Origin of the sequence: Streptomyces sp. NPDC001222 (assembly GCF_042896945.1) — a bacterium.
Lineage (GTDB): Bacteria > Actinomycetota > Actinomycetes > Streptomycetales > Streptomycetaceae > Streptomyces > Streptomyces gibsoniae.
Map to the genome: position 1 here is coordinate 163,818 of NZ_JBIAXT010000012.1, position 26,184 is coordinate 190,001.

Sequence of the window (26,184 nt, forward strand, 5' to 3'; positions counted from 1 at the left end):
AAATGGACCGGTCAACCATGGCAGGACTCCTCCGCGGAGTACCTGTCAGGCACCGGCCAGGTCCCCGGTGATTTCTGAGAGATGCGAAAGTGTTGATCGGGACTTTCCGGGGACCGCTCGTGTGTACGGGCACCGGGCACGACCACGACACCGCGAGCGGTGATCTGGGCCAGTTCCTGCTCGCTCGCCGGGGTCGGGGGCGCCGTGCTGGAAGAGCATCACGTCCTGGCTCCGCCGGCGCCACATCAGCACCTGCATGACCGCGGCGGACTGGTGCCCAGCACCCCCAGTGCACGGTCACGATGTTCCCAGCCGAAGCAGTAGGGGCAATGCGCGCTCATGCGTGCTGAGGCGGAAACGGCCGTCGTCGAGCCGTGTGATGGTCTCGACGGTGCCTTGGGCGATCCGCCCGCCTCGAGAGCTGTCCCGCAAATGATCTCCGAGCCGCTTCCTTCGGGGGTCGTCGGCCGTCGTACGGGCCTCTCGTCTATCCGGCGAGAGCTGCCTGTGGCGCACCCCCGACAACCCCGACGGTGCCGCCCGAGCCAACCGCCTGCTGGAACCGGCGATCGACGGCTTCCGGCCGTAGCGCGGCCCCCGGCGCCAGTTCGCCACCGTGCGCCCTGTGGCAGCTTCCCGTGCCGGGGCGCACAAGCCTGTCGCTCTTTAGCCGAGGGCGATGTCATCTCGCCGGTGGTCGCAGGGCACCCGTGGGGCCAAGGGCTCCGAGTGCAGGGAGTAGCCCAGCTCAAGCGGGTCTCTCTGCGCGGTCTGTAAATCTGGCGCCCAGCTGCAGGAGTTGCAGTCGCCAGTTGCCGGGAGCTGGACGAAGCAGCCGCGGCACACAGGCGGCGGCTCAGCAGTCCGGGCGCGCCGCCGCTCGATGGTCGCTCGGTACCTGGGAGCGAGGGCGGGCACCCCTCCGCCTTGGGCGGGCCCGGTCAGCGGCCCCGCTCCCGACAGCCACGTCACCTGAATGGCGCAACATGATGTGCCACCCACATGGGCGAAGCTCAAGCTGGCTAGTGCCCCAACCGAGGCAATCCGTGAAAGGGGAACCGAATGCGCACTCGACGAATCCTCGCCGCCGTCATCGCCACGGCAGCCCTCGCCGGACTCGGCCTCACAGGCGCCGCCACCGCCACCGCCGCCACCACACAGGGTGCCCCGTCGTACGTCACTCCTGGTCAGTGCGAGGAGGGCGGCGGAACGGCCCGGATCGACTTGCCGGGCAATCCCTGCGTGGGCGGTAAATACAACGGCCAGGCGGTCGACTAAACGCCACAAGGCGCCCCGCAGCCACGCGCCGCGGGGCGCTCCCGCGCGAGCGTAGCCGGGAGAGTCGCAGGGACTGTGCCGACCCGTCGGACGCCCTAGGCGCCTCCCGATCCCGGCCTCAGTCTGAGACCGTTTGGCGCGTGGCAAGTCGAGGGAGTTTACGCAGCAACAAGGTTCCGCCCGACCGCGAGGGCGACGCTTCCGGGCGCATCGTGGGGCACGGAGCGGCGCACTGCGGGAACGGTCAGCTCAGCGCGGAGTGATCGCGCGGTCTGTAAATCTGCCGGCTTCGCCTTCCCAGCTTCGAATCCTGGCGCCGCCACACTGGGATAAACCCCTCTGATCTGCGAAAAAGCGGGTCAGGGGGATTTCTTCTTGTGCGCGGGTGATCGGTGTGCGGCCGTCCAGGCAGTCGGGTGAGTTGTCCCACGCGATGTCGTCGCGCGGTGTCGCTGCTGTCGTCGGAGGGCGTGCTCCGGTCGGCCGTTTCGCCGCTCGGTGGGGCGAGCCGGTGCCCGTTCGTCGCCGTTGCCCTTGGGAGCCCGAGCCATGGGTCGTATCGACTGTCTGCATGATCCGGACGCCCCGCCCGCCAACTCCGTCGTGCCCTCGGTCGTGGCCTTCGTGCGGGACGCGACCGGGCGGGTGCTGATGGTCCAGCGGTCGGACAACGGCCGTCGGGCGCTGCCGGGCGGCGGGCACGACATCGGGGAGACCATCGCGGACACCGTCGTCCGGGAGGTGCGGGAGGAGACCGGGATCGAGGTGGAGGGCGCCGGCTTCAGCGGGATCTACACCGACCCGGGGCACGTCCTGCGGTACGACGACGGAGAGGTCCGCCGGCAGTTCAGCCTCTGCTTCCGGGCGCGGCCGGTCGGCGGGCGGCTGCGGACCAGCTCGGAGACGACGCAGGTCCGCTGGGCCGACCCGGGGGACCTCCAGGGTCTGGACGTGCACCCCACCATGCGGTTGCGGATCGAGCACGCGAAGGACGAGAGCCGGGGTGCGCCCTACATCGGCTGACCCGCTGGGCCGGCCGGGTTCTCGTACGCTGAGGCCATGTCGTCGCCCCGTAGTACCTGTCCCGAGTGCCATCGGGAGATCGCCGTCGTCGCGGGGCGGTTCGCGCGGCACGATCCGCCGGGGGCGCGCGCCGACGGGTCGCTCGTCTCGTGCCCCGGGTCCCGTCGGCTCGCGCAGGTCGGCGCCGCCCAACCCACGCTGGACGGATACGCCGTACCGGCGTTTCCCGGTCAGCTGCCGCTCTTCTGAGGCGTCGGAGGGGCCCTCAGTTCCCCGCCACGGACTTCACCGCCACCGACACAGGGGTCGAGCCGCTGATCACTTCCAGGGTCAGACCGGCTGTTGCGGGTGTGTCGACGAGTTCCGCGAGGACCGCCGCCACGTCGTCGCGTGGGATCGTGCCACGGCCGGTGTGGGCCTCCAGCCGTACGAGGCCCTTGCCGGCGTCGTTCGTCAGGGAGCCGGGGCGCAGGATCGTCCAGTCCAGGGACTGGTGGGCGCGTACGTACGCGTCGGCCTCGCCCTTCGCCCGCAGATACACGTCGAAGACCTCGTCGCCCGGGTGCTCCGGGTCCGCGCCCATCGAGGAGACGAGGACGAAACGGCGTACGCCCGCGCGTTCCGACGCGTCCGCGAACTTGATCGCCGCGTCGCGGTCCACCGTGAACTTGCGCTCCGGGCCACTGCCCGGACCGGCGCCCGCCGCGAAGACGGCCACGTCGGCCCCCTCCAGACGCCCGGCGACCTCCTCGACCGAGGCCGACTCCAGGTCGCAGACGACGGGTTCGGCGCCCGCCGCGCGCAGATCGTCGGCCTGCTCCGCGCGCCGGATGATTCCCGCGACCTCGTCACCGCGCGCGGCGAGCAACCGCTCCAGCCGCAGCGCGATCTGACCATGACCACCAGCGATGACAATGCGCATGTTTCCGACCGTACGCCCGCAGGGGCTTCTTTGCCGCACGACCTCACACGCGGCTCGATACCGACCTTCTTCCACGACTCGATACCGACGTTCGGGTGCGGCTCAATACAGACCTCGCAGATGTCACTCACGTCACTGACGTGCCGTCATGGGGCCTACGGCCGCTGCGGTCTTCGGTCATGGCGCGCACGCCGGGGCGGCACGGTCACGACGGCTGGGCCCGCCCCTGGCGCGGCAGGTCCAGGGCCAGCGCCGCCGACCCGCAGTACTCCCGTACCGCGCTCGTACGAGCGACCACGCGTCCCCGGTGCACCACGATCCGGCTGTACGCGAGCGACAGCACCCCCGCCAGCCCGTCGCCGCGCACGGCGAGCAGCTCCGCCGGAAAACCCGCCTCGACGCGTACCTCCGGCAGTCCGAGCGCGGCCCGCGCCGACGTGCTCACCAGGCCGTACGCCTCCTGGGGCCGGAGCCCGTAGCGCGACGCCAGCAGATAGGCGGCCTCCAGGGGGTCCCCGCGTCCCACCGGGTTCGCCACGTCCCTGAGCGCCCCGCTGCCCGCCGCCACCCGCACCCCGGCCGACCGCAGCAGCCGCACCGGAGCCGTGTCGCGCCGCTCGACGCCGCCGCAGCCGCCCTGGGGCAGACAGACCACCGTGACCCCGGCGGCGGCGAGCCGGTCCGCGGCGCGGGCGGCCGTCGCCGCGGGGAGTCGCCCCAGACCGCCGCACGGGCCCAGCGTCACCCCGGGCCGCAGCCCGCCCGACATCGTCGCGATCCGGATCAGGCGTGCCGGGTCGTCGGCGTCCGTGTGCAGATCGACCGGACAGCCGTACTCGGAAGCCAGTTCGAGGACCGTCTCCACATACCCCGTGGGGTCGGGGTCCGCGTCCGGGCAGCCGCCCACCACCGCCGCGCCCATCTTGACCGCGTCCCGCAGCATCGCCAGCCCGTCCGCCCCGGCGGCCCCGGTCAGCAACCGCGGCATCGCCACGGTCGTCAGCTCGGCGAGCCCGCTCAGTGAGCGCCGCGCCCGCAGGACCGCCACCAGCCCCTCCAGGCCCTGGACATCGCCGATGTGCACGTGGGAGCGCAGGGCCGTGGCACCGTGCCCGAGCTGGAGCAGTGCGGCCTCGGTGGCCCGTCGCTGCACCTCGTCGGGGTGGCGCGACACGGGCCCGTCGTCGCCGTCCGCGGTCAGCGCCGTGTCGCCGTGGGTGTGGGGTTCGGCGGGGGCGGGGAGCAGCAGATAGCCGCGGAGGTCGACTCGGGTGCCGGCCGCTCCCGAGGCCAGGCTGCCGGCGGTGCCGACGGCCTCGATGCGCCCGCCGCCCAGCCGCACGTCCACCGTCCGCCCGTCGGTGAGCCGCGCTCCGCAGAGCAGCAGGGGGTTCGCGTCGGCCGGTCCCGACGACGAGGGCGACGAACGGGGCGGCTGCGGTCGACTGTCGGGCATCGCGCTCCTGGGGCTCGGGGCGGCTGCGCACCGGGGGCAAGATCACGGAGAGTGAGTCGAGCCTAGGGTGACGACCGGGCCGGGGCGGGGAGGAGCGCAATAGTCGTACCGGTGTGGTGCTTGCCGCTGTGTGGGCGATGGGGCTGCTGAGGTGGGCCGCGCAATGGATTTGGGCGAACGGCTGGCGACCGTGTAATGTCTTCATCGCTCGCCCCAATAGCTCAGTCGGCAGAGCGTCTCCATGGTAAGGAGAAGGTCTACGGTTCGATTCCGTATTGGGGCTCTGGTGTGAGAGGTTCCCGTCGCGAGGCGGGGTCCGATCGCATCGCAGCGGTGTAGCTCAGTCGGTAGAGCAAGCGGCTCATAATCGCTGTGTCACCGGTTCAAGTCCGGTCACCGCTACTCACAGTAGCCGATTGCGGGGTCGGTCCTTCGATCGGCTACTCTTTCTTGCGTTAATTTCATTTCGTCCACCCGTTCGTCAAGGAGCACTCACGTGGCTGCCACCGACGTCCGCCCGAAGATCACGCTGGCCTGCGTGGAGTGCAAGGAGCGGAACTACATCACCAAGAAGAACCGGCGTAACAACCCGGATCGCCTTGAGATGAAGAAGCACTGCCCGCGTTGCAACGCGCACACCGCGCACCGCGAGACGCGATAAATCAGGCTCGTACGCGAGGCCGTCCCCACGAACAGGGGGCGGCCTCGCGGCGTTGAGGCGGCCGGAACCGCGGGTTTCGTCGAGCCCGCGCCACAATGGGGCGCACCGGCCCACCGGCCCCGTACCGGGTCGGATCCCGCAGAACAACCAGGAGGTACCGAGCCCATGGCGCTCGACCAGTCCTTCGTAGGGCGGTCCCACCCGCCCACCGACCCCTACGAGGTGGGCCGGGAGAAGATCCGCGAGTTCGCGGAGGCGATCGGTGACGCCAACCCGGCCTACACGGACCCGGAGGCCGCCAAGGAGCTCGGTCACCCGGATGTGATCGCCCCGCCGACCTTCGTCTTCGCGATCACCTACAAGGCCGCGGGTCAGGTCGTCCAGGACCCCCAACTGGGCCTCGACTACAGCCGCGTCGTGCACGGTGACCAGAAGTTCACCTACACCCGCCCGGTGCGGGCCGGTGACCGGCTGAGCGTCACCTCGACCATCGAGTCGATCAAGTCGCTGGCGGGCAACGACGTCCTGGACATCCGCGGCGAGGTCCACGACGAGGCCGGCGAGCATGTGGTGACCGCCTGGACCAAGCTCGTGGCCCGGGGTGCGGACGAGGAGGCTGGACGCGCATGACCGCGAAGATCGCGTACGACACCGTCGAGGTCGGCACCGAGCTGCCGACGCAGACCTTCCCCGTCACCCGTGCCACGCTCGTGCAGTACGCCGGGGCCTCCGGGGACTTCAACCCCATCCACTGGAACGAGAAGTTCGCCAAGCAGGTGGGCCTGCCGGACGTCATCGCGCACGGCATGTTCACCATGGCCGAGGCCGCCCGTGTGGTGACCGACTGGGCCGGCGACCCGGGCGCGGTCGTCGAGTACGGGGTCCGCTTCACCCGGCCGGTCGTCGTCCCCAACGACGACGAGGGCGCTGTCATCGAGGTCAGCGGCAAGGTCGCGGCCAAGCTCGACGACCAGACCGTCCGCGTCGACCTCACGGCGACCAGCGCGGGCCAGAAGGTGCTGGGCATGTCCCGGGCGGTCGTACGACTGGCCTGAGCGCCCCCGGCGACGGCCGACCGCACCCCACGGTGACGGCCGAAGCCGCGTTCCGACGCCTCGCACACCTGTACGCGGACCGCGTACGGGTGTGTCGGGGGCTGTCGGTGCCGTCTCGTAGTCTTGGCGCGTGCAGGAACTCCACGACGCCCCGCTCGCCCCGCTGACCACCTTCCGGCTGGGCGGCCCCGCGACCCGTCTGATCACCGCCACCACCGACGCCGAGGTGATCGCCGCGGTCCGTGAGGCCGACGGCTCCGGCATCCCGCTGCTGCTGATCGGCGGCGGATCCAACCTGGTCATCGGCGACAAGGGCTTCGAGGGCACCGCCCTGCGCCTCGCCACGAAGGGCTTCTCCCTCGACGGCACGACGCTGGAGCTGGCCGCCGGCGAGGTGTGGACCGACGCGGTCGCCCGCACCGTCGAGGCCGGACTCGCCGGGCTCGAGTGCCTCGCCGGAGTCCCCGGCTCTGCCGGTGCCACCCCGATCCAGAACGTGGGGGCGTACGGCCAGGAGGTCTCCTCCACGATCACCGAGGTGATCGCCTACGACCGCACGACGGGCGAGACGGTCACGCTGACGAACGCCGAGTGCGGGTTCTCCTACCGCCACAGCCGCTTCAAGGCCGACCCCGAGCGCTATGTCGTCCTGCGTGTCCGCTTCGCACTGGAGGACGCGCAGGGCCTGTCGGGCCCGGTCAAGTACGCCGAGACGGCCCGCGCCCTCGGGGTCGAGCAGGGGGAGCGCGTGCCGCTGGCCACCGCCCGCGAGACCGTCCTCAAGCTGCGTGCGGGGAAGGGCATGGTGCTGGACCCCGAGGACCACGACACCTGGTCGGCGGGTTCCTTCTTCACCAACCCGATCCTCACGGACGAGGAGTTCGCCGCCTTCCACGCGCGCGTGAAGGAGCGACTGGGCGAGGGCGTGGAGCCGCCGGCGTACGCGGCGGGCGACGGCCACACCAAGACCTCCGCGGCCTGGCTCATCGACAAGTCCGGTTTCACCAAGGGCTACGGCACCGGGCCCGCCCGCATCTCCACCAAGCACACGCTCGCCCTCACCAACCGCGGCGGCGCGACCACCGAGGACCTGCTGGCCCTGGCCCGCGAGGTCGTCACCGGAGTCCACGAGGCCTTCGGGATCACGCTGGTCAACGAGCCGGTGACGGTGGGCGTGAGCCTCTGAGGCACCCCCGGCCCTGGTCGCGGCTCTAATACGCCACCCCCACCCCCTGCTTCACCGTCCCGGGGTCCCCGGTCATCGCCAGCATCGCGTGGGCCACGTCGGCGCGGGCGATGAAGCGGCCCCGGCGCGGGAAACCGCCGACGACCGTGCGGTAGGAGCCGGTGAGCGGCTTGTTCTGCAGGCGGGGCGGGCGTACGACCGTCCAGTCCGTGGCGCTGCCGGCCAGCGCGGCCTCCATCTCCCGCAGGTCGGCGTAGACGTCCTTGAGCACCGCCGAGACGACACCGCGCATGGTGCGGTCCAGCATCCCGTCCCCCTCGGCCTCGGGGCCGACCGGACCGGCGCTGACCACGAGCAGCCGGCGGACCCCCTCCGCCTCCATGGCGTCCAGCACCGTGCGGGTCAGCCGGGTGGCGACCCCGGCGTCCTTGCGGCTGCGCGCGCCGAGCCCGGACAGCACCGCGTCGCGGCCTGCGACGGCCGGGCGGACCGTCTCCGGGGCGGACAGGTCGTCCCGGACCACCGTCAGGTTCGGGCCCGTCACGGTGAACCGCGCCGGATCCCGGACCACCGCGGTGACCTCGTGCCCCGCGTTCAGTGCCTGCCGCACGATCTCCTGACCGATGCCACCGGTGGCACCGAAAACGGTGAGCTTCATTGGTACTCCCGTGATGCGTACGCTGTCGTGTGAGTGGGTGAGTATTTACTCACCACATTGCCCTCTAGGGTGAGTAAATACTCACCCACCCGTCAACCCTTCGGGGCCGTTCATGGAATCCTTGGTGCCCATGCAGCAGACGCAGCCGAAGCCCGCCCGGGTCCGCATCCTCGACGCCGCACACGACCTGATGCTCACGGTCGGGCTCGCCCGGGCCACCACCAAGGAGATCGCCAAGGCGGCCGGCTGCTCCGAAGCGGCGTTGTACAAGTACTTCCCGAGCAAGGAGGAGCTCTTCATCCAGGTCCTGCACGAGCGCCTGCCGCGGCTCACCCCGCTGCTGCACAGCCTCGCCGCCGAGCCCGGGCGGCGCACCCTGGAGGAGAACCTCACCGATATCGCCCGGCAGGCGGCCCTCTTCTACGAGCAGAGCTTCCCGATCGCGGCCTCGCTCTACGCGGAGACCCAGCTCAAGCGGCGGCACGACGAGGCGATGCGGCAGATGGGAGCGGGGCCGCACGTGCCGATCGAGGGCGTCGCCGCCTATCTGGAGGCCGAGCGGGCGGCCGGGCGTCTGCGCGCCGACGCGGACACCTTCGCGGCCGCGTCTCTCCTCCTCGGCGCCTGTGCGCAGCGTGCGTTCGCCTACGACGCGACGGTGACCGGCGCGCGGCCGCCGGTGGACGACTTCGCACACCGCCTCGCCCGGACGTTGCTGAGCGGGATCTCCGACTCGGCGAGCCCCTCGGCCGCGGACGCCTCAGACCCCTCCTGATCGGCCCGGTCAGGCCCCCGGACCCGCCAGCCACGCGTCCACGCCCGCCAGCAGCCGCGCCTTCTCGTCCTCGGGTGCCGCGGACGCGCGCAGCGACTGCCGCGCCAGCTCCGCCAGTTCCGCGTCCCTGAAGCCGTGGTCGCGGCGGGCGATCTCGTACTGGGCCGCCAGACGTGAGCCGAACAGCAGCGGGTCGTCCGCGCCCAGGGCCATCGGGACGCCCGCGTCGAACAGCTTTCGCAGGGGGACGTCCTCGGGCTTCTCGTAGACGCCGAGCGCGACGTTCGAGGCCGGGCACACCTCGCAGGTCACCCCGCGGTCCGCCAGGCGCTTCAGCAGCCGCGGGTCCTCCGCCGCGCGCACCCCGTGGCCCACCCGGTCGGCGTGCAGGTCGTCCAGGCAGTCGCGCACCGAGGACGGCCCCGTCAGCTCGCCGCCGTGCGGGGCCGACAGCAGCCCGCCGTCGCGGGCGATGGCGAAGGCGCGGTCGAAGTCCCGGGCCATGCCCCGGCGCTCGTCGTTCGACAGCCCGAAGCCCACCACCCCGCGGTCCCGGTAGCGCACCGCCAGGCGCGCCAGGGTGCGGGCGTCCAGGGGGTGCTTCATCCGGTTCGCGGCGACCAGGACGCGCATCCCGAGACCGGTCTCCCGCACGGCCGAGTCCACCGCGTCCAGGATGATCTCCAGCGCCGGGATCAGACCGCCCAGGCGTGGTGCGTACGACGTCGGGTCGACCTGGATCTCCAGCCATCTCGACCCGTCCCTGATGTCCTCCTCGGCGGCCTCCCGCACCAGCCGCCGGATGTCCTCCGGCTCCCGCAGGCACGAGCGCGCCGCGTCGTACAGCCGCTGGAAGCGGAACCAGCCCCGCTCGTCCGTCGCCCGCAGCCGGGGCGGCTCGCCGCTGACCAGCGCCTCGATCAGGGCCTCGGGCAGCCGTACGCCGTACTTGTCGGCCAGTTCCAGGAGGGTGGCGGGCCGCATCGACCCGGTGAAGTGCAGATGGAGGTGGGCCTTCGGCAGCTCAGAGACATCACGTACGTGCTCCATCCCAGGATCCTGCCGCACGTCCGGGGCGTCCCGGTAGCGGTTTCCCCGGACGTGGTCTTGCTCGCACAAACGAAGGGGGCCCCGTGCGACTCGCACGGGGCCCCCTTTGGGGGGACATCAGTCCCGGGCCTCCGCCAGCAGCTTCTGGATCCGGCTCACGCCCTCGACCAGGTCCTCGTCACCGAGGGCGTAGGACAGCCGCAGATAGCCGGGGGTGCCGAAGGCCTCGCCCGGGACGACCGCGACCTCGGCCTCCTCCAGGATCAGCGCGGCCAGCTCCACGGAGTTCTGCGGGCGCTTGCCGCGGATCTCCTTGCCGAGCAGCGCCTTCACCGACGGGTACGCGTAGAACGCGCCCTCCGGCTCGGGGCAGAGCACGCCGTCGATCTCGTTCAGCATCCGCACGATGGTCTTGCGGCGCCGGTCGAAGGCCTCGCGCATCTTCGCGACCGCCTCCAGGTCGCCCGACACGGCCGTCAGGGCCGCCACCTGTGCGACGTTCGACACATTGGACGTGGCGTGCGACTGGAGGTTCGTCGCCGCCTTCACCACGTCCTTGGGGCCGACGATCCAGCCCACGCGCCAGCCCGTCATGGCGTACGTCTTGGCGACGCCGTTGACCACGATGCACTTGTCGCGCAGCTCGGGCAGGAGGGCCGGCAGGGACACGGAGGTCGCGTCGCCGTAGACCAGGTGCTCGTAGATCTCGTCGGTCAGCACCCACAGGCCGTGCTCCACGGCCCAGCGGCCGATGGCCTCGGTCTCGGCCTCGGTGTAGACCGCGCCGGTCGGGTTGGACGGGGACACGAAGAGCACGACCTTCGTCTTCTCCGTGCGCGCCGCCTCCAGCTGCTCGACGGAGACGCGGTAGCCGGTCGTCTCGTCCGCCACGACCTCCACCGGGACACCGCCGGCCAGCCGGATCGACTCGGGGTACGTCGTCCAGTACGGGGCGGGGACGATCACCTCGTCGCCCGGGTCGAGGATCGCGGCGAAGGCCTCGTAGATGGCCTGCTTGCCACCGTTGGTGACCAGGACCTGCGAGGCGTCCACCTCGTAGCCGGAGTCGCGCAGCGTCTTCGCGGCGATCGCGTTCTTCAGCTCGGGCAGGCCGCCGGCCGGCGTGTAGCGGTGGTACCTCGGGTTCTTGCAGGCCTCGACGGCCGCCTCGACGATGTAGTCCGGAGTCGGGAAGTCGGGCTCGCCGGCGCCGAAGCCGATCACCGGACGCCCGGCGGCCTTGAGGGCCTTGGCCTTGGCGTCCACGGCGAGGGTGGCGGACTCGGAGATCGCGCCGATCCGGGCGGAGACCCGACGCTCGGTGGGAGGGGTTGCAGGGCTCATGGAACCCATCGTTTCAGACCGGAAACGCCCGCGGCACGGGTGTTCCACAGACTGAACCGGTGCGGGCCGACGATCGGACACCAGTCCGGATCTTGCGCGGTGGCCTGGCCGATCTTTGACGGACAAAGACCGTACGGGCACTTTCTGTTCGACGCCCGGCCGCGGACCACGTACACTCTCACCTCGTTGGCCTCCAGCGACGGCGATCGTGCCGGTGCACACCGAGCACCCGGTCGGATGCGGTACGTTGGGGTACAACCAAAGGGTCGTAGCTCAATTGGTAGAGCACTGGTCTCCAAAACCAGCGGTTGGGGGTTCAAGTCCCTCCGGCCCTGCTACACACTCCCCGACCAGGAAGTGTGCGCACAGTACGTATGTATTGCACTCGCCGTGCGGCTCCACCGGGCGCGGCACGGCCACGACCCGGGATTCAGGTGAGGACGAGTGACGGACGCCGTGGGCTCCATCGACATGCCTGACGCCCAGGACGAGCTGCAGGAGTCGAAGAAGAAGTCCCGTAAGGGCGGCAAGCGAGCCAAGAAGGGCCCGCTGAAGCGCCTTGCCCTCTTCTACCGCCAGATCGTCGCGGAGCTCCGCAAGGTCGTCTGGCCGAGCAGGAACCAGCTGACGTCGTACACCACCGTGGTGATCTTCTTCGTCGCGATCATGATCGCCCTGGTGACTCTGATTGACTATGGGCTCAACCACGCCGCCAAGTACGTCTTCGGCTGAGCCCAGAGCGAAGGACGCCGAGGTACCCGGCGTCCCTTTCGCGTGTTCCACCCCTATGTATCCAGGAAGAAGCAGCCACCGTGTCTGACCCGAACCTGAACGACGCCGTTGAGCCACGAGGCGAGTCCGCCGAGTCCGTGGATGACGAGCTCGACATCGTCGAGGGCGCGGACGAGCAGGACGAGTTCGAGGCTGCCGAAGCCGAGGCTGGTGACGCGGCCGAGGAGGCCGCCGTGCACGTCGTGGACGAGGACGAGCTCGCCGCCCAAAACGAGACCGCCGAGGCCGCCGACGCGGAGGAGACCGCTCCGGTCGACCCCGTCGAGGCTCTCCGTGACGAGCTGCGTTCCCTGCCCGGCGAGTGGTACGTGATCCACACGTACGCCGGCTACGAGAACCGCGTGAAGACCAACCTCGAGCAGCGCGCAGTCTCGCTGAACGTCGAGGACTTCATCTTCCAGGCCGAGGTGCCCCAGGAAGAGGTCGCGCAGATCAAGAACGGCGAGCGCAAGACCATCCGTCAGAACAAGCTGCCCGGCTATGTGCTGGTGCGCATGGACCTGACGAACGAGTCCTGGGGCGTCGTGCGCAACACGCCCGGTGTCACCGGCTTCGTGGGCAACGCCTACGACCCGTACCCGCTGACCCTGGACGAGATCGTCAAGATGCTCGCCCCGGAGGCCGAGGAGAAGGCCGCCCGCGAGGCCGCCGAGGCCGAGGGCAAGCCTGCTCCGCAGCGCAAGGTCGAGGTCCAGGTGCTGGACTTCGAGGTCGGCGACTCGGTCACCGTCACCGACGGCCCGTTCGCCACGCTGCAGGCGACCATCAACGAGATCAACGCCGACTCCAAGAAGGTCAAGGGCCTCGTGGAGATCTTCGGCCGCGAGACGCCGGTCGAGCTGAGCTTCGACCAGATCCAGAAGAACTAACCGCTTCTGGTACGAGCACTTCCGAACAGGTCAGACAGGCTGCGAAAGCCGGTCTGACCTGCTCGGTTTTCGGCCCCGCAGCGATACCCGTTATCGTTGTGCGGTATGCCTCCATCCGGATGATCCGGATTGGACGGCGGAAACTCTCACTAAGGACCCGGAGAGAGCAATGCCTCCCAAGAAGAAGAAGGTCACGGGGCTCATCAAGCTCCAGATCAACGCCGGTGCGGCCAACCCGGCCCCGCCGGTCGGCCCCGCGCTGGGTCAGCACGGCGTCAACATCATGGAGTTCTGCAAGGCCTACAACGCCGCGACCGAGTCGCAGCGTGGCTGGGTCATCCCGGTGGAGATCACGGTCTACGAGGACCGTTCCTTCACCTTCGTGACCAAGACCCCGCCGGCCGCCAAGATGATCCTCAAGGCCGCAGGCGTCGAGAAGGGCTCCGGCGAGCCGCACAAGACCAAGGTCGCCAAGATCACCGAGGCGCAGGTCCGCGAGATCGCCCAGACCAAGCTGCCCGACCTCAACGCCAACGACCTGGACGCCGCCGCGAAGATCATCGCCGGTACCGCGCGTTCCATGGGCGTCACGGTCGAGGGCTGAACCTCCCCTTCGTAGATCATGCGGCCGTAGAAAGCCGCACGTGGCAGGGCCTGCTCGGCCCGTACCACGACTCCTTTCAGAACACACAGGAGCAGTTGTGAGCAAGCGCAGCAAGGCCCTCCGGGCTGCGGACGCCAAGGTCGACCGGGAGAAGCTGTACGCCCCGCTCGAGGCCGTCCGTCTCGCCAAGGAGACCTCCACGACCAAGTTCGACGGCACCGTCGAGGTCGCCTTCCGCCTGGGTGTCGACCCGCGCAAGGCCGACCAGATGGTCCGTGGCACCGTGAACCTGCCGCACGGCACCGGCAAGACCGCCCGGGTCCTGGTCTTCGCGACCGGTGACCGTGCTGCGGCCGCAGAGGCCGCGGGCGCCGACATCGTCGGCTCCGACGAACTGATCGACGAGGTCGCGAAGGGCCGTCTGGACTTCGACGCCGTCGTCGCCACCCCGGACCTCATGGGCAAGGTCGGCCGCCTCGGCCGCGTCCTCGGCCCCCGTGGTCTCATGCCGAACCCCAAGACCGGCACCGTCACGCCGGACGTCGTCAAGGCTGTCAACGACATCAAGGGCGGCAAGATCGAGTTCCGCGTCGACAAGCACTCGAACCTGCACTTCATCATCGGCAAGGCGTCCTTCGACGACGAGAAGCTGGTGGAGAACTACGGCGCCGCGCTGGAGGAGATCCTCCGTCTGAAGCCGTCCGCCGCCAAGGGTCGCTACATCAAGAAGGCCGCGGTCAGCACCACGATGGGCCCCGGCATCCCGGTCGACCCGAACCGCACCCGCAACCTCCTCGTCGAGGAGGACCCGGCCGCCGTCTGATCCTGACGGCAGCCGCGGGCACACGCAGCTGACGCCGGGCCCCGCACCTTTCCCAAGGTGCGGGGCCCGGCGTTTTTCGTGCCCTTCGCCCGGCGGAGCCCGGCAAGGGGCACATGCCGTTTCGCGGGAGGTGCGTGCCGTTTTCCCCGGGTCGGGGTTAGCGTGAAGATCACGGAGCGCACGAGGGGGAACGGATGAGGGACAGGATCGTCAGGCGCGGACTCCTGCCGGTCGCGGCTCTCGCCGCGCTGTCCGTCCTGGCGGGGTGCAGCCTCTCCGGCGACAGCGGCGCCGGCAAGGGCTCCGCGGCGACCTCCGGCGGCGCGGCCGGACGGGTCGACCCCCGGTCGGCCGCCGCTCTGCGCGCCGTGGAGCAGGCCACCGTGCGGGCCGGTTCGGCCCGCATCGAGTCCGCGACCACCATGGGCGACATGCTCTCCCTCAGGACGGACGGCGCGCTCGGCTGGTCCGGCGACCCGGTCGGCACGCTCCGCATCACCTACACCGGCGGACAGCTCGCCGCCACCATGCGCGCCCTCAGCAGCACCTCCATGGAGGCGCGGCTGCTGCCCGACGCGTACTACGCCGAGGTCGGCGAGACGTTCGCGCGCCGCCTCCAGGGCCGGCACTGGATCCACTACGGCTACGGCGACCTGGCGGCCCTGCCCGGCGGCTCGGGCGCGTATCTGACGGACCAGCTCCGCGACACCGCGCCGCTCCAGCCGGTCCGGCTGCTGCGTGCCTCCGGGGACGTGCACCGGGTGGGTGAGGAGACGGTGCGCGGCCGGCGCACCACGCACTACTCGGGCGCGGTCACCCCGGCGGCCCTCACCGGAGAGGACGCCGCCGCACTGCGGGAGCGGCTGGAGCAGGCCGGGGTGACCAGGGAGACCGTCGACATCTGGGTCGACGACCACGCCCTGCTGGTCAAGAAGGTCGAGAAGGGCGAGCTGGCCGGCGGCCGCATGTCCGCCACGGCCTACTACCGCGACTACGGCGTGAAGGTCTCGGCCGGCCGGCCCCCGGCGGCGGACACCGCGGACTTCAAGGAACTGATGAGCACCCGGGGTTCATAGCACATCCCCGTTCACCGCTTGACGCCGGAATTGACGCGCCTTTGTCAGTCCTCGGGTATAGGCTCGCGGTCTTGTTATGGATCAACCATGCGTTCTCTGGGGGGAATCATGACCTTTGCTGTGCGCAACCGGGTGGAGCGCGGTGCGGCGGGCGCGGTGCTCGCGGCCCTGGTTCTGGGTGGCGGAGCGGTCGGCTGCTCGAAGGGCAACAGTGCGGAGGAGTCGCCGCGGATGTCGCCCGCCGCGGCCGTCGCCGAGGCCGCGAAGAACACCGAGGGCATCACGTCCCTGCACTACCGGATGACCGGGACGATGCCGGGCGCGGGCCAGGTCAAGGCCGAGGCCCGGATGGCCATGAAGCCGCTCGCCATGAGCATGAAGATGACGTCGTCTGAGCAGAAGACCGGGGGCCCGGTCGAGATCCGCTTCGTCGACAAGGTGATGTACATCGGCGCGGGTGGCGAGGCTGCCAAGGAGCTGGGCGGCAAGCACTGGATGAAGCTCGACCTGGGCGCGCTGGGCGGGGACATGCAGAAGAACCTCGACCAGATGGGGGCGGCCGGCCAGGCGAACCAGAACCCGGCCCAGGACTCCACGTTCCTGACCAGCTCCAAGCATGTGACGAAGGTCGGCACCGAGACCGTGGACGGCGTGAGGACGACCCACTACAAGGGCGACCTCACCGTCGCGGAGATGCGCGCCTCCCTCAAGACCCAGAAGCTGGACAAGGCCACCCTCGAGCAGCGCGAGAAGGGCCTCGACCAGTACGCCAAGATGGGCGCGGACAAGATGTCCATGGACATGTGGATCGACGGCAGCAACCACACCAAGCAGTTCCGGATGCGCGGTGACGCCGACAAGGGACCGCTGGACATGACCATCACCTTCGTCGACTACAACAAGCCGGTGACGGTGACGGCCCCGTCCGCCAAGGACACGGCCGACCTCGCCGAGATGATGAAGGGCGCCCAGCAGGGCTGACCTCCGCGGGCCGCCCCGTGGGACGAGTCCCCGAGGCCGAGCCCGGCCGAGCTCGGGAACGGATTTGCCCGACGGCGATCCGTTCCCGTACTCTCCTACAGAAGCCAAAGACCGCTGGTCGTTGCCGTGCTCTCGATTGAGAATGCGGCGGCCGAAGGATCCGCTGTACTGCGGACGACCCGCGCAGGTGAATGTGGAAGAACTCCCGGAGTACGCGCGTGAGCCGCGTGTGCGCTCGGTCGAGTCCGCCCCGTGCGCCTGCGCCGGGGCGTTTCGTTTTAGCCCAGCCCCTTCCGAGCGGTCCCATCACCCGGAAGGAGGCCGACGCTCTATGGCAAGGCCCGACAAGGCTGCCGCGGTGGCCGAGCTCGCGGAGCAGTTCCGCAGCTCGAACGCCGCCGTGCTGACCGAGTACCGGGGTCTCACCGTGGCGCAGCTCAAGACGCTGCGTCGTTCGCTCGGTGAGAACGCCCAGTACGCCGTGGTGAAGAACACGCTGACCAAGATTGCGGCCAACGAGGCCGGGATCACGACGCTCGACGACCTGTTCAACGGTCCGACGGCGGTCGCCTTCGTCACCGGTGACCCGGTGGTGTCGGCGAAGGGTCTTCGTGACTTCGCCAAGGACAACCCGAACCTCGTCATCAAGGGCGGTGTCCTTGACGGCAAGGCGCTGTCCGCCGACGAGATCAAGAAGCTTGCGGACCTCGAGTCCCGCGAGGTTCTGCTCGCCAAGCTGGCGGGCGCCTTCAAGGGCAAGCAGACCCAGGCTGCTCAGGTCTTCCAGGCGCTCCCGTCGAAGCTCGTCCGCACCGTGGACGCTCTTCGTGCCAAGCAGGCCGAGCAGGGCGGTGCCGAGTAATTCGGCTCGCGCACTGACCGCCGCCTGAGGCGGCGGTCGTAGCGGGCCGAACGTACGCCCGCCAGACATGTACATCCGGCACCAGCCGACTCATTGGAAGGATCGCCCATCATGGCGAAGCTCACCCAGGAAGACCTGCTCGCGCAGTTCGAGGAGATGACCCTCATCGAGCTCTCCGAGTTCGTGAAGGCGTTCGAGGAGAAGTTCGACGTCACCGCCGCCGCCGCGGTGGCCGTCGCGGGCCCGGCCGGTCCGGCCGCCGCCGCCGAGGCCGAGGAGGAGAAGGACGAGTTCGACGTCATCCTCTCCGGCGCCGGTGACAAGAAGATCCAGGTCATCAAGGTCGTGCGCGAGCTGACCTCCCTCGGCCTGAAGGAGGCCAAGGACCTGGTGGACGGCGCCCCGAAGCCCGTCCTGGAGAAGGTCAACAAGGAGGCCGCCGAGAAGGCCGCCGAGGCCCTCAAGGGCGCGGGCGCGTCCGTCGAGGTCAAGTAACACCTCCTGGGTCCCCGCAGGGACCCACGGGCCGCGCCAGGGCCCACACCGGGCCCTGGCGCAGGGCTCGCCGGGCCGCACGCAGCCTCGCTCCGTGCGGCCCTTTCGCATGTGCCGGTCCGGTTCACTCGAACGCCGCAGCCGGCGCCCACGGGATTCCGGTCGAGGCTCACTCGTAGGGCTGTAACGCGAACGCACCGAAGGGCGATCATCCATCCGGGTGGTCGCTCTTCGGCGTTCCGGGGGGTCCGGCGGCGGCTGCCTTGCACCCGTCGCCGCGGGGAGTATGGTGATCTTCGTCGTGCGTCCCGAGGGCCCCGGTGACTAGTGCAAGTGACGACGGCAGCACCCGGTTCGGCCATGGGGGGCCTTGACGAACTGCACGCAGCGCGCAATTCTCAGGACGCGTCGTCACAACGATCCGGATCCGAGGCATGGATCGACGACGAAGAGGGCAGTATCGATGTGCATCGAGGGCGTGGCTTGCCGCAGCTGTTGAGGGACAACGAGGGCTTCTGTCGTGGGCCTGCAAACCCGCACTGGACATCAGTGTGCCAAGTGGCTACACTGACCCTTTGCGCTGCCTGTTAGCTGCCTCCTGCCCGTCACCAGGAGCAGGCCCCTCGCTTGAGCACCGACGATAAGAGTCTCTGACCTGAGGCTTTCCATCTCTGTGCCTGGTGGGGACCGGTACGCGCGTAGTGAGTCCGAGCCCTCGGAAGGACCCCCTCTTGGCCGCCTCGCGCACTGCCTCGACCGCGAATACGAACAACGGCGCCAGCACCGCCCCGCTGCGCATTTCCTTTGCAAAGATCAAGGAGCCTCTCGAGGTTCCCAACCTGCTCGCGCTGCAGACCGAGAGCTTTGACTGGCTGCTCGGGAACACCGCCTGGCAGAGTCGGGTCGAGGAGGCTCTGGAGTCCGGTCAGGACGTCCCCACCAAGTCCGGTCTCGAGGAGATCTTCGAGGAGATCTCCCCGATCGAGGACTTCTCCGGGTCGATGTCGCTGACGTTCCGCGACCACCGTTTCGAGCCGCCGAAGAACTCGATCGACGAGTGCAAGGAGCGCGACTTCACGTACGCCGCGCCTCTCTTCGTCACGGCCGAGTTCACCAACAACGAGACCGGCGAGATCAAGTCCCAGACCGTCTTCATGGGCGACTTCCCGCTCATGACGAACAAGGGCACGTTCGTCATCAACGGCACCGAGCGTGTCGTCGTGTCGCAGCTGGTCCGTTCGCCGGGTGTCTACTTCGACTCCTCCATCGACAAGACGTCCGACAAGGACATCTTCTCGGCCAAGATCATCCCGTCCCGGGGTGCCTGGCTGGAGATGGAGATCGACAAGCGCGACATGGTCGGTGTCCGTATCGACCGCAAGCGCAAGCAGTCCGTGACCGTCCTCCTGAAGGCGCTCGGCTGGACGACCGAGCAGATCCTCGAGGAGTTCGGCGAGTACGAGTCCATGCGCGCCACCCTGGAGAAGGACCACACCCAGGGCCAGGACGACGCGCTGCTCGACATCTACCGCAAGCTGCGTCCGGGCGAGCCCCCCACGCGTGAGGCCGCGCAGACGCTGCTGGAGAACCTGTACTTCAACCCGAAGCGCTACGACCTCGCGAAGGTCGGCCGCTACAAGGTCAACAAGAAGCTGGGTGCGGACGCTCCGCTGGACGCGGGCATCCTGACCGTCGAGGACGTCATCTCGACGATCAAGTACCTGGTGAAGCTGCACGCGGGCGAGACCGAGACGGTCGGCGACAGCGGTCAGGCGATCGTCGTCGAGACCGACGACATCGACCACTTCGGCAACCGTCGTCTGCGCAGCGTCGGCGAGCTCATCCAGAACCAGGTCCGCACCGGTCTGGCCCGTATGGAGCGCGTCGTCCGCGAGCGCATGACGACCCAGGACGTCGAGGCGATCACGCCGCAGACCCTGATCAACATCCGGCCGGTCGTCGCCTCCATCAAGGAGTTCTTCGGCACCAGCCAGCTGTCCCAGTTCATGGACCAGAACAACCCGCTGTCCGGGCTGACGCACAAGCGTCGTCTGTCCGCGCTCGGCCCGGGTGGTCTCTCCCGTGAGCGGGCCGGCTTCGAGGTCCGTGACGTGCACCCGTCGCACTACGGCCGCATGTGCCCGATCGAGACCCCTGAAGGCCCGAACATCGGTCTGATCGGCTCGCTCGCCTCCTACGGCCGGGTCAACGCGTTCGGTTTCGTCGAGACCCCGTACCGCAAGGTCGTCGACGGCCAGGTCACCGACGAGGTGGACTACCTGACCGCCGACGAGGAGGACCGCTTCGTCATCGCGCAGGCCAACGCCGGTCTCACCGACGAGCTGCGCTTCGCCGAGGCCCGCGTCCTGGTCCGCCGCCGTGGCGGTGAGGTCGACTACGTCGCCGGTGACGACGTGGACTACATGGACGTCTCGCCGCGCCAGATGGTGTCGGTCGCGACCGCCATGATCCCGTTCCTCGAGCACGACGACGCCAACCGTGCCCTCATGGGCGCGAACATGATGCGCCAGGCCGTTCCGCTGATCAAGTCGGAGGCCCCGCTCGTCGGTACCGGCATGGAGTACCGCTCCGCCGTCGACGCCGGCGACGTCGTCAAGGCCGAGAAGGCCGGTGTGGTCCAGGAGGTCTCCGCGGACTACATCACCACGGCCAACGACGACGGCACGTACATCACGTACCGCCTGGCCAAGTTCGCCCGCTCCAACCAGGGCACCTCGGTCAACCAGAAGGTCATCGTCAACGAGGGTGACCGCCTCATCGAGGGCCAGGTCCTCGCCGACGGTCCCGCCACCCAGAACGGCGAGATGGCGCTCGGCAAGAACCTGCTCGTGGCGTTCATGCCGTGGGAGGGTCACAACTACGAGGACGCGATCATCCTGTCGCAGCGCCTCGTGCAGGACGACGTCCTCTCCTCGATCCACATCGAGGAGCACGAGGTCGACGCCCGTGACACCAAGCTCGGCCCCGAGGAGATCACCCGGGACATCCCGAACGTCTCCGAGGAGGTCCTCGCCGACCTCGACGAGCGCGGCATCATCCGTATCGGTGCCGAGGTCATCGCCGGTGACATCCTCGTCGGCAAGGTCACCCCGAAGGGTGAGACCGAGCTGACCCCCGAGGAGCGTCTGCTGCGCGCGATCTTCGGTGAGAAGGCCCGTGAGGTCCGTGACACCTCGCTGAAGGTGCCGCACGGCGAGACCGGCAAGGTCATCGGTGTGCGCGTCTTCGACCGCGAGGAGGGCGACGAGCTGCCGCCGGGCGTGAACCAGCTGGTCCGCGTCTACGTCGCGCAGAAGCGCAAGATCACCGACGGTGACAAGCTGGCCGGCCGTCACGGCAACAAGGGTGTCATCTCCAAGATCCTGCCGATCGAGGACATGCCGTTCCTGGAGGACGGCACCCCGGTCGACATCATCCTCAACCCGCTGGGTGTGCCGTCCCGAATGAACCCGGGACAGGTCCTGGAGATCCACCTCGGCTGGCTCGCCAGCCGCGGCTGGGACGTCTCCGGCCTCGCGGACGAGTGGGCGCAGCGCCTGCAGGCGATCGGCGCCGACCAGGTCGACCCGCGGACCAACGTCGCGACCCCGGTCTTCGACGGTGCCCGTGAGGACGAGCTGGCGGGTCTGCTCCAGCACACCATCCCGAACCGCGACGGCGACCGTCTGGTCCTCCCGTCCGGCAAGGCGCGGCTGTTCGACGGCCGCTCGGGTGAGCCGTTCCCGGACCCGATCTCCGTCGGCTACATGTACATCCTGAAGCTGCACCACCTGGTCGACGACAAGCTGCACGCTCGGTCGACCGGTCCGTACTCGATGATCACCCAGCAGCCGCTGGGTGGTAAGGCCCAGTTCGGTGGCCAGCGGTTCGGCGAGATGGAGGTGTGGGCCCTCGAGGCCTACGGCGCCGCGTACGCCCTCCAGGAGCTGCTGACCATCAAGTCCGACGACGTCACCGGCCGCGTGAAGGTCTACGAGGCCATCGTCAAGGGCGAGAACATCCCCGAGCCCGGCATCCCCGAGTCCTTCAAGGTGCTCATCAAGGAGATGCAGTCCCTGTGCCTGAACGTGGAGGTGCTGTCCAGCGACGGTATGTCCATCGAGATGCGCGACACCGACGAGGACGTCTTCCGCGCTGCGGAGGAGCTCGGCATCGACCTGTCCCGGCGCGAGCCGAGCAGCGTCGAAGAGGTCTGACGGGAGTCCGGCGGGCCTGACTCCAAGGCCCGCCGACCCCGGGACCCCCGTACAGACCGAAAGACTTACGACCCTGAGAGGGATTGACGCATAGTGCTCGACGTCAACTTCTTCGACGAGCTCCGGATCGGCCTGGCCACCGCGGACGACATCCGTCAGTGGAGCCACGGCGAGGTCAAGAAGCCCGAGACCATCAACTACCGCACCCTCAAGCCCGAGAAGGACGGCCTCTTCTGCGAGAAGATCTTCGGCCCCACCCGGGACTGGGAGTGCTACTGCGGCAAGTACAAGCGCGTCCGCTTCAAGGGCATCATCTGTGAGCGCTGTGGCGTAGAGGTCACGCGCGCCAAGGTGCGCCGTGAGCGGATGGGCCACATCGAGCTGGCCGCCCCGGTCACGCACATCTGGTACTTCAAGGGCGTTCCGTCGCGGCTGGGCTACCTGCTCGACCTCGCCCCGAAGGACCTGGAGAAGGTCATCTACTTCGCGGCGTACATGATCACGTACGTCGACGAGGAGCGCCGTACGCGTGACCTGCCCTCCCTGGAGGCGCACGTCTCCGTCGAGCGGCAGCAGATCGAGAACCGTCGCGACGCCGACCTGGAGGCCCGCGCCAAGAAGCTCGAGGCCGACCTGGCCGAGCTGGAGGCCGAGGGCGCCAAGGCCGATGTGCGCCGCAAGGTGCGCGAGGGTGCCGAGCGCGAGATGAAGCAGCTGCGCGACCGTGCGCAGCGCGAGATCGACCGTCTCGACGAGGTGTGGACCCGCTTCAAGAACCTCAAGGTCCAGGACCTCGAGGGCGACGAGCTGCTCTACCGCGAGCTGCGGGACCGCTTCGGCACGTACTTCGACGGTTCGATGGGTGCCGCGGCGCTGCAGAAGCGCCTGGAGTCCTTCGACCTCGAGGAGGAGGCCGAGAAGCTCCGCGAGATCATCCGCACCGGCAAGGGCCAGAAGAAGACCCGTGCCCTGAAGCGGCTGAAGGTCGTGTCCGCGTTCCTGCAGACCTCCAACAGCCCCAAGGGCATGGTCCTGGACTGCGTCCCGGTCATCCCGCCGGACCTGCGTCCGATGGTGCAGCTGGACGGTGGCCGCTTCGCGACCTCCGACCTGAACGACCTGTACCGCCGTGTGATCAACCGCAACAACCGTCTGAAGAGGCTGCTCGACCTCGGCGCGCCCGAGATCATCGTCAACAACGAGAAGCGCATGCTTCAGGAGGCTGTTGACGCCCTCTTCGACAACGGCCGTCGCGGCCGCCCGGTCACGGGCCCCGGCAACCGCCCGCTGAAGTCCCTCAGCGACATGCTGAAGGGCAAGCAGGGTCGCTTCCGTCAGAACCTGCTCGGCAAGCGTGTCGACTACTCGGCGCGTTCCGTGATCGTCGTCGGTCCGCAGCTGAAGCTGCACCAGTGCGGTCTGCCGAAGGCGATGGCGCTGGAGCTGTTCAAGCCGTTCGTGATGAAGCGCCTGGTCGACCTGAACCACGCGCAGAACATCAAGTCGGCCAAGCGCATGGTGGAGCGCGGCCGCACAGTCGTGTACGACGTCCTCGAAGAGGTCATCGCCGAGCACCCGGTGCTGCTGAACCGTGCGCCCACCCTGCACCGCCTCGGCATCCAGGCCTTCGAGCCGCAGCTGGTCGAGGGCAAGGCCATCCAGATCCACCCGCTCGTCTGCACCGCGTTCAACGCGGACTTCGACGGTGACCAGATGGCCGTGCACCTGCCGCTGTCCGCGGAGGCGCAGGCCGAGGCCCGCATCCTGATGCTGTCCTCGAACAACATCCTCAAGCCGGCCGACGGCCGCCCGGTCACGATGCCGACCCAGGACATGGTCCTCGGTCTGTTCTTCCTGACCACGGACGGCGAGCTGCGTGACGTCAAGGGCGAGGGCCGGTCCTTCGGCTCCACCGCCGAGGCGATCATGGCGTTCGACGCCGGTGAGCTCTCGCTGCAGGCGGCCGTGGACATCCGCTTCCCGGTGGGCACCATCCCGCCACGCGGCTGGACCCCGCCGGCGCAGGAGGAGGGCGAGCCGGAGTGGCAGCTGGGTGACAGCTTCCGTCTGAAGACCACGCTGGGCCGTGCGCTCTTCAACGAGCTGCTGCCCGAGGACTACCCGTTCGTCGACTACTCGGTCGGCAAGAAGCAGCTCTCCGAGATCGTCAACGACCTCGCCGAGCGCTACCCCAAGGTCATCGTGGCGGCGACGCTCGACAACCTGAAGGCGGCCGGCTTCTACTGGGCGACCCGTTCCGGTGTCACCGTCGCCATCTCCGACGTCGTCGTTCCCGAGGCGAAGAAGGAGATCGTCAAGGGTTACGAGGCGCAGGACGAGAAGGTCCAGAAGCAGTACGAGCGCGGTCTGATCACCAAGGAAGAGCGCACTCAGGAGCTCATCAACATCTGGACCAAGGCGACCAACGAGGTCGCCGAGGCGATGAACGCGAACTTCCCCAAGACGAACCCCATCTTCATGATGGTTGACTCGGGTGCCCGAGGAAACATGATGCAGATGCGGCAGATCGCCGGTATGCGTGGTCTGGTGTCGAACGCGAAGAACGAGACGATCCCGCGTCCGATCAAGGCGTCGTTCCGTGAGGGCCTGTCCGTGCTGGAGTACTTCATCTCCACGCACGGTGCCCGTAAGGGTCTCGCGGACACCGCTCTGCGTACCGCCGACTCGGGTTACCTGACCCGTCGTCTGGTCGACGTCTCCCAGGACGTCATCATCCGCGAGGAGGACTGCGGCACCGAGCGCGGCCTCAAGCTCCACATCGCGGAGGTCGGTGCGGACGGCGTGCTGCGCAAGGCGGAGAACGTCGAGACGTCCGTGTACGCGCGCTGCCTCGCCGAGGACATCGTCGTCGACGGTCAGGTGCTGGCCCCGGCCGGTACCGACCTGGGTGACGTCCTCATCGAGGAGCTCGTCGCCCGTGGCATCTCGGAGGTCAAGACCCGCTCGGTCCTGACCTGTGAGTCCGCCGTCGGCACCTGCGCCATGTGCTACGGCCGCTCGCTGGCCACCGGCAAGCTGGTCGACATCGGTGAGGCGGTCGGCATCATCGCCGCCCAGTCCATCGGTGAGCCCGGTACCCAGCTGACGATGCGTACCTTCCACACCGGTGGTGTGGCCGGTGACGACATCACCCAGGGTCTGCCGCGTGTCGTCGAGCTCTTCGAGGCCCGTACCCCGAAGGGTGTCGCCCCGATCTCCGAGGCCCAGGGCCGCGTGCGGATCGAGGAGACCGAGAAGACCAAGAAGATCGTCATCACGCCGGACGACGGCAGCGACGAGACGGCTTACCCGATCTCGAAGCGCGCCCGACTCCTGGTCAGCGAGGGCGAGCACGTCGAGGTGGGCCAGAAGCTCACCGTGGGTGCCACCAACCCGCACGACGTGCTGCGCATCCTGGGCCAGCGTGCCGTCCAGGTCCACCTGGTCGGCGAGGTTCAGAAGGTGTACAACTCGCAGGGTGTGTCGATCCACGACAAGCACATCGAGATCATCATCCGGCAGATGCTCCGCCGTGTGACGATCATCGAGTCCGGCGACGCCGAGCTGCTGCCCGGCGAGCTGGTCGAGCGCTCGAAGTTCGAGACCGAGAACCGTCGTGTGGTCCAGGAGGGCGGTCACCCGGCCTCCGGCCGTCCGCAGCTCATGGGTATCACCAAGGCCTCGCTGGCGACGGAGTCCTGGCTGTCGGCCGCCTCCTTCCAGGAGACGACCCGAGTCCTGACGGACGCGGCGATCAACGCCAAGTCCGACAGCCTCATCGGCCTCAAGGAGAACGTCATCATCGGTAAGCTCATCCCGGCCGGTACGGGTCTGTCCCGCTACCGCAACATCCGGGTCGAGCCGACCGAGGAGGCCAAGGCCGCGATGTACTCGGCCGTCGGCTACGACGACATCGACTACTCGCCGTTCGGCGCCGGCTCCGGCCAGGCGGTGCCGCTGGAGGACTACGACTACGGTCCGTACAACCAGTAAGCGAGCGGCCTGAACCGAAGGGCGGTCACCTTGTGGGGTGGCCGCCCTTCGGCGTGTCCGGGGA

23 protein-coding genes and 3 tRNA genes are annotated in these 26,184 nt (G+C 69.0%); 21 read left to right on the top strand and 5 right to left on the bottom strand.

What is annotated here, in order from left to right:
- Window positions 1-1,062 precede the first annotated feature (1,062 nt).
- The 3 genes from ACFY2Z_RS18760 to ACFY2Z_RS18770 all read left to right on the top strand — a co-directional run bounded on the left by ACFY2Z_RS18760 (window position 1,063) and on the right by ACFY2Z_RS18770 (window position 2,550).
- Entirely contained in the window at window positions 1,063-1,278 is a 216-nt protein-coding gene (locus ACFY2Z_RS18760) for a hypothetical protein (RefSeq protein ID WP_390745244.1), read from the top strand.
- 549 nt (window positions 1,279-1,827) lie between these two features.
- Window positions 1,828-2,301: an NUDIX hydrolase gene (locus ACFY2Z_RS18765; protein WP_390745245.1), complete on the top strand. Its 474-nt coding sequence runs from the start codon at window positions 1,828-1,830 to the stop codon at window positions 2,299-2,301.
- Window positions 2,302-2,337: 36 nt separating this feature from the next.
- Complete coding sequence (locus ACFY2Z_RS18770; protein ID WP_390745246.1) at window positions 2,338-2,550, top strand: hypothetical protein; 213 nt, start codon at window positions 2,338-2,340, stop codon at window positions 2,548-2,550.
- 16 nt (window positions 2,551-2,566) lie between these two features.
- Here ACFY2Z_RS18770 and ACFY2Z_RS18775 read toward each other — a convergent pair whose 3' ends face one another.
- Complete coding sequence (locus ACFY2Z_RS18775; protein WP_390745247.1) at window positions 2,567-3,223, bottom strand: SDR family oxidoreductase; 657 nt, start codon at window positions 3,221-3,223, stop codon at window positions 2,567-2,569.
- A gap of 205 nt (window positions 3,224-3,428) precedes the next feature.
- A complete protein-coding gene (locus ACFY2Z_RS18780; RefSeq protein ID WP_390745248.1) occupies window positions 3,429-4,679 on the bottom strand; it encodes an amidohydrolase family protein in 1,251 nt (416 codons plus the stop codon).
- A gap of 210 nt (window positions 4,680-4,889) precedes the next feature.
- On the opposite strand from ACFY2Z_RS18780, the gene ACFY2Z_RS18785 reads away from it, so the two are divergent.
- The 6 genes from ACFY2Z_RS18785 to ACFY2Z_RS18810 all read left to right on the top strand — a co-directional run bounded on the left by ACFY2Z_RS18785 (window position 4,890) and on the right by ACFY2Z_RS18810 (window position 7,581).
- Window positions 4,890-4,962: transfer RNA gene (locus ACFY2Z_RS18785), tRNA-Thr, on the top strand.
- A gap of 46 nt (window positions 4,963-5,008) precedes the next feature.
- Window positions 5,009-5,081, top strand: a tRNA-Met gene (locus ACFY2Z_RS18790).
- A 94-nt stretch (window positions 5,082-5,175) separates the two neighbouring features.
- Complete coding sequence (gene rpmG / locus ACFY2Z_RS18795; RefSeq protein ID WP_003948671.1) at window positions 5,176-5,340, top strand: 50S ribosomal protein L33; 165 nt, start codon at window positions 5,176-5,178, stop codon at window positions 5,338-5,340.
- A 165-nt stretch (window positions 5,341-5,505) separates the two neighbouring features.
- On the top strand, window positions 5,506-5,970 hold the full coding sequence (locus ACFY2Z_RS18800) for a MaoC family dehydratase N-terminal domain-containing protein (RefSeq protein ID WP_390745249.1): 465 nt from the start codon (window positions 5,506-5,508) through the stop codon (window positions 5,968-5,970).
- Window positions 5,967-6,395, top strand: a complete 429-nt coding sequence (locus tag ACFY2Z_RS18805; RefSeq protein WP_355908395.1) for a MaoC family dehydratase — start codon at window positions 5,967-5,969, stop codon at window positions 6,393-6,395. Before ACFY2Z_RS18800 ends, ACFY2Z_RS18805 begins: the two co-directional genes overlap by 4 nt.
- Window positions 6,396-6,525: 130 nt before the next feature.
- Window positions 6,526-7,581, top strand: coding sequence for a UDP-N-acetylmuramate dehydrogenase (locus ACFY2Z_RS18810; RefSeq protein WP_390745250.1), 1,056 nt, complete (start codon window positions 6,526-6,528; stop codon window positions 7,579-7,581).
- A 25-nt stretch (window positions 7,582-7,606) separates the two neighbouring features.
- Here ACFY2Z_RS18810 and ACFY2Z_RS18815 read toward each other — a convergent pair whose 3' ends face one another.
- The gene (locus ACFY2Z_RS18815) at window positions 7,607-8,239 is read right to left on the bottom strand and encodes an NAD(P)-dependent oxidoreductase (RefSeq protein ID WP_390745251.1); all 633 of its coding nucleotides are present in this window, start codon (window positions 8,237-8,239) and stop codon (window positions 7,607-7,609) included.
- Between the two features lie 130 nt (window positions 8,240-8,369).
- Between ACFY2Z_RS18815 and ACFY2Z_RS18820 the strand changes: the two genes are divergently transcribed.
- Window positions 8,370-9,014 (top strand): TetR/AcrR family transcriptional regulator, encoded by a 645-nt coding sequence (locus ACFY2Z_RS18820; protein WP_390745252.1) that lies wholly within the window; start codon window positions 8,370-8,372, stop codon window positions 9,012-9,014.
- Window positions 9,015-9,023: 9 nt separating this feature from the next.
- On the opposite strand, the gene ACFY2Z_RS18825 is transcribed toward ACFY2Z_RS18820, so the two are convergent.
- Both ACFY2Z_RS18825 and ACFY2Z_RS18830 read right to left on the bottom strand, forming a co-directional pair.
- Entirely contained in the window at window positions 9,024-10,064 is a 1,041-nt protein-coding gene (locus ACFY2Z_RS18825; protein WP_390745253.1) for an adenosine deaminase, read from the bottom strand.
- A 117-nt stretch (window positions 10,065-10,181) separates the two neighbouring features.
- Window positions 10,182-11,408 carry a pyridoxal phosphate-dependent aminotransferase gene (locus tag ACFY2Z_RS18830; RefSeq protein ID WP_390745254.1) on the bottom strand — a complete coding sequence of 409 codons (1,227 nt, stop codon included), beginning with the start codon at window positions 11,406-11,408 and terminating at the stop codon, window positions 10,182-10,184.
- A gap of 262 nt (window positions 11,409-11,670) precedes the next feature.
- On the opposite strand from ACFY2Z_RS18830, the gene ACFY2Z_RS18835 reads away from it, so the two are divergent.
- From ACFY2Z_RS18835 to ACFY2Z_RS18885, 11 genes are all read left to right on the top strand, one after another.
- A tRNA-Trp gene (locus ACFY2Z_RS18835) sits at window positions 11,671-11,743 on the top strand.
- Between the two features lie 109 nt (window positions 11,744-11,852).
- Entirely contained in the window at window positions 11,853-12,140 is a 288-nt protein-coding gene (secE, locus tag ACFY2Z_RS18840; RefSeq protein WP_355908380.1) for a preprotein translocase subunit SecE, read from the top strand.
- 80 nt (window positions 12,141-12,220) lie between these two features.
- Complete coding sequence (nusG, locus tag ACFY2Z_RS18845; protein ID WP_390745255.1) at window positions 12,221-13,069, top strand: transcription termination/antitermination protein NusG; 849 nt, start codon at window positions 12,221-12,223, stop codon at window positions 13,067-13,069.
- A gap of 169 nt (window positions 13,070-13,238) precedes the next feature.
- Window positions 13,239-13,673, top strand: a complete 435-nt coding sequence (gene rplK, locus ACFY2Z_RS18850; RefSeq protein ID WP_311696792.1) for a 50S ribosomal protein L11 — start codon at window positions 13,239-13,241, stop codon at window positions 13,671-13,673.
- 97 nt (window positions 13,674-13,770) lie between these two features.
- Window positions 13,771-14,496 (top strand): 50S ribosomal protein L1, encoded by a 726-nt coding sequence (rplA, locus tag ACFY2Z_RS18855; protein WP_311696791.1) that lies wholly within the window; start codon window positions 13,771-13,773, stop codon window positions 14,494-14,496.
- Between the two features lie 194 nt (window positions 14,497-14,690).
- A complete protein-coding gene (locus tag ACFY2Z_RS18860; protein WP_390745256.1) occupies window positions 14,691-15,572 on the top strand; it encodes a hypothetical protein in 882 nt (293 codons plus the stop codon).
- A gap of 108 nt (window positions 15,573-15,680) precedes the next feature.
- Entirely contained in the window at window positions 15,681-16,553 is an 873-nt protein-coding gene (locus ACFY2Z_RS18865; protein ID WP_390745257.1) for a DUF1396 domain-containing protein, read from the top strand.
- A gap of 331 nt (window positions 16,554-16,884) precedes the next feature.
- Window positions 16,885-17,415, top strand: a complete 531-nt coding sequence (rplJ, locus tag ACFY2Z_RS18870) for a 50S ribosomal protein L10 (RefSeq protein ID WP_365161970.1) — start codon at window positions 16,885-16,887, stop codon at window positions 17,413-17,415.
- A 111-nt stretch (window positions 17,416-17,526) separates the two neighbouring features.
- On the top strand, window positions 17,527-17,910 hold the full coding sequence (rplL, locus tag ACFY2Z_RS18875; RefSeq protein ID WP_390745258.1) for a 50S ribosomal protein L7/L12: 384 nt from the start codon (window positions 17,527-17,529) through the stop codon (window positions 17,908-17,910).
- Window positions 17,911-18,641: 731 nt separating this feature from the next.
- The gene (rpoB, locus tag ACFY2Z_RS18880) at window positions 18,642-22,127 is read left to right on the top strand and encodes a DNA-directed RNA polymerase subunit beta (RefSeq protein ID WP_311696787.1); all 3,486 of its coding nucleotides are present in this window, start codon (window positions 18,642-18,644) and stop codon (window positions 22,125-22,127) included.
- A gap of 93 nt (window positions 22,128-22,220) precedes the next feature.
- A complete protein-coding gene (locus ACFY2Z_RS18885) occupies window positions 22,221-26,120 on the top strand; it encodes a DNA-directed RNA polymerase subunit beta' (protein WP_311696786.1) in 3,900 nt (1,299 codons plus the stop codon).
- Window positions 26,121-26,184 lie beyond the last annotated feature (64 nt).

Excerpts from the sequence above, each read along its gene's own strand:
- ACFY2Z_RS18760 (WP_390745244.1), top strand. The coding sequence starts at position 1,063 with ATGCGCACTCGACGAATCCTCGCCGCCGTCATCGCCACGGCAGCCCTC.
- ACFY2Z_RS18800 (WP_390745249.1), top strand. The coding sequence starts at position 5,506 with ATGGCGCTCGACCAGTCCTTCGTAGGGCGGTCCCACCCGCCCACCGAC.
- ACFY2Z_RS18860 (WP_390745256.1), top strand. The coding sequence starts at position 14,691 with ATGAGGGACAGGATCGTCAGGCGCGGACTCCTGCCGGTCGCGGCTCTC.
- rplL (WP_390745258.1), top strand. The coding sequence starts at position 17,527 with ATGGCGAAGCTCACCCAGGAAGACCTGCTCGCGCAGTTCGAGGAGATG.
- rplJ (WP_365161970.1), top strand. The coding sequence starts at position 16,885 with ATGGCAAGGCCCGACAAGGCTGCCGCGGTGGCCGAGCTCGCGGAGCAG.
- ACFY2Z_RS18820 (WP_390745252.1), top strand. The coding sequence starts at position 8,370 with ATGCAGCAGACGCAGCCGAAGCCCGCCCGGGTCCGCATCCTCGACGCC.
- ACFY2Z_RS18805 (WP_355908395.1), top strand. The coding sequence starts at position 5,967 with ATGACCGCGAAGATCGCGTACGACACCGTCGAGGTCGGCACCGAGCTG.
- ACFY2Z_RS18780 (WP_390745248.1), bottom strand. The coding sequence starts at position 4,679 with ATGCCCGACAGTCGACCGCAGCCGCCCCGTTCGTCGCCCTCGTCGTCG.
- rplK (WP_311696792.1), top strand. The coding sequence starts at position 13,239 with ATGCCTCCCAAGAAGAAGAAGGTCACGGGGCTCATCAAGCTCCAGATC.
- ACFY2Z_RS18865 (WP_390745257.1), top strand. The coding sequence starts at position 15,681 with ATGACCTTTGCTGTGCGCAACCGGGTGGAGCGCGGTGCGGCGGGCGCG.
- ACFY2Z_RS18830 (WP_390745254.1), bottom strand. The coding sequence starts at position 11,408 with ATGAGCCCTGCAACCCCTCCCACCGAGCGTCGGGTCTCCGCCCGGATC.
- ACFY2Z_RS18815 (WP_390745251.1), bottom strand. The coding sequence starts at position 8,239 with ATGAAGCTCACCGTTTTCGGTGCCACCGGTGGCATCGGTCAGGAGATC.
- ACFY2Z_RS18770 (WP_390745246.1), top strand. The coding sequence starts at position 2,338 with ATGTCGTCGCCCCGTAGTACCTGTCCCGAGTGCCATCGGGAGATCGCC.
- ACFY2Z_RS18825 (WP_390745253.1), bottom strand. The coding sequence starts at position 10,064 with ATGGAGCACGTACGTGATGTCTCTGAGCTGCCGAAGGCCCACCTCCAT.
- ACFY2Z_RS18775 (WP_390745247.1), bottom strand. The coding sequence starts at position 3,223 with ATGCGCATTGTCATCGCTGGTGGTCATGGTCAGATCGCGCTGCGGCTG.
- ACFY2Z_RS18765 (WP_390745245.1), top strand. The coding sequence starts at position 1,828 with ATGGGTCGTATCGACTGTCTGCATGATCCGGACGCCCCGCCCGCCAAC.